Raw genomic sequence first — 366 nt, 5'->3', positions numbered from 1 at the left:
ATCGACTGGGCGCCGATCGCGCGAGACCTCGACGAGATCTCGTGCGCAGCAAAGGGAGAGCCGGCGTGGCCGCCGCTCGCCCTGTTCAAGGCGCTGCTGATCGCGGTCTGGTACGACTTGTCCGACGTCAGGCTCGCCGAGGCCCTGGACGATCGCGCCTCGTTCCGACGCTTCTGTGGGTTTTCGGCCAGTGAGCCCACACCGGAGCGAACCGCCTTCGTCCGGTTCCGCAAGGCGCTCGCGACACATGGCCTGGAGCGAACGCTGTTCGCGACGATCACGGATCAACTCGCCGCGAAGACGATCACGGTGAAGACCGGGACGCTGGTCGATGCGACCATCATCGAGTCGGCGAGCAAACAAGAC

At 65.6% G+C, this 366-nt stretch carries 1 protein-coding gene; it reads left to right on the top strand.

Features of this window, described 5'->3' with window-relative positions; translation table 11 throughout:
* On the top strand, positions 1–366 hold a 366-nt coding region (locus tag A33M_RS21365), incomplete at both ends, for a transposase (RefSeq protein ID WP_192814140.1).

It is taken from the genome of Rhodovulum sp. PH10, from assembly GCF_000293785.1.
Classification (GTDB): domain Bacteria; phylum Pseudomonadota; class Alphaproteobacteria; order Rhizobiales; family Xanthobacteraceae; genus Rhodoplanes.
Note: the sequence above shows the minus strand (reverse complement) of the source record. Positions and strands in the feature narration are given on the sequence as shown.